This is a genomic window from Brachyspira pilosicoli (genome assembly GCF_008016535.1).
Classification (GTDB): domain Bacteria; phylum Spirochaetota; class Brachyspiria; order Brachyspirales; family Brachyspiraceae; genus Brachyspira; species Brachyspira pilosicoli_A.
This window is the reverse complement of sequence record NZ_SAXY01000062.1, coordinates 1-1,375: the sequence shown is the minus strand read 5'-3', so window position 1 is coordinate 1,375 and position 1,375 is coordinate 1. Positions and strand designations below refer to the sequence as shown.

Sequence of the window (1,375 nt, the reverse complement as noted above, 5' to 3'; positions counted from 1 at the left end):
TTTTTCTTTGATTTGAAGTATATTCTTTCATAGGTATTCCTTTTGTTTTATTTTAATTAATTAAATTATAAGGAATACCTACTTTTTTAAACTAAAAAAACGTGCAATATCTGTGGCTCCTAAACAATAAAAATCTCAATTTCTATATTATGTTTCCTATATAAAACAAATATTATTAATTTTAATGACAAAATCAGTAAAACACTTAAATAAAATATTATAATTTAAATTATAAATTAGCTATCTTTATAAACTCATCTGCTTCCATTATATCTATACCTAAATCCTGAGCTTTTTTAAGTTTGCTTCCCGCTTTCTCTCCTACAATCAAAATATCCGTGTTTTTTGATACTGCAGATTGTACAGTTGCTCCTAGTCTTTCTGTAGTTTCTTTTGCTGAAGTTCTTGTAAAGCCTTCTATTGAACCTGTTATTACAACATTCTTTCCTGTGAGAGGAGATTCTACAGTTGTAAGTTTTTCAAATACAGGATTAACTCCAGCATTAATTAAATCTTCTATTAACTTTAATGATTTTTTATTGTTAAGAAAATCATAAATACTCTTAGCACTTATTTCGCCTATGCCCTCAATATTTTGTAAGTCTTCAATGGTTGCTTTTTTGAAATTATCTATAGATGTAAAATATTTAGCAAGCAAGTCTGCAGTAGTTTCTCCCACCTGACGCATTCCCAATGCATATATAAACCTTTTTAGAGTGGTATTTTTACTCTCTTCAATGGATTTTATCATATTGTCTGCCAACTTCTCTCCCATTCTCTCAAACTTAAATAAATCTTTTTTTGTTATCTTATAAATATCTGCAGGCGTTTTAACAAGTCCGCTTTTTGTAAATGCATTAATCCATTCTTTGCCTAAACCATCAATATTCATAGCAGGCTTTGAAACAAAATATTCTATATATCTTGTAATCTTGCTTGGACATTCATCATTTATACATCTTACAATTACATCGCCGTCAGTTACAGCAGTATCGCCTCCGCAAACAGGGCATTTTTTAGGAAACTCAAAAACTTTACTGTCTAAAGGTCTTTTATCTAATACCACTCTCACTATTTTTGGTATAACGTCCCCAGAACGTATAACTACAACAGTGTCCCCTATTCTTATGTCTTTTGATTTTATCTCATTAGGGTTATGAAGAGTAACATTTGAAACAGTAACGCCACCCACTTGAACAGGCTCTAACTTTGCAACAGGTGTTAATGCCCCTGTACGTCCAACTTGTACTTCTATGTTTTTTAAAATAGTTTCTTTTTCTTCTGGCTTAAATTTAAACGCTACTGCAAATCTTGGAGCACGTGACAAAAATCCTAATTTCTCCTGATACTTAACATCATCAACCTTTATTACAAG

The 1,375-nt window shown here is 30.7% G+C and carries 1 protein-coding gene; it reads right to left on the bottom strand.

Annotated elements, in window-relative coordinates; translation table 11 throughout:
• Positions 1 to 229: 229 nt before the first annotated feature.
• Positions 230 to 1,375, bottom strand: a 1,146-nt coding sequence (gene ligA / locus EPJ72_RS10175) for an NAD-dependent DNA ligase LigA (RefSeq protein WP_147732044.1), incomplete at its 5' end; no start/stop codon positions are given.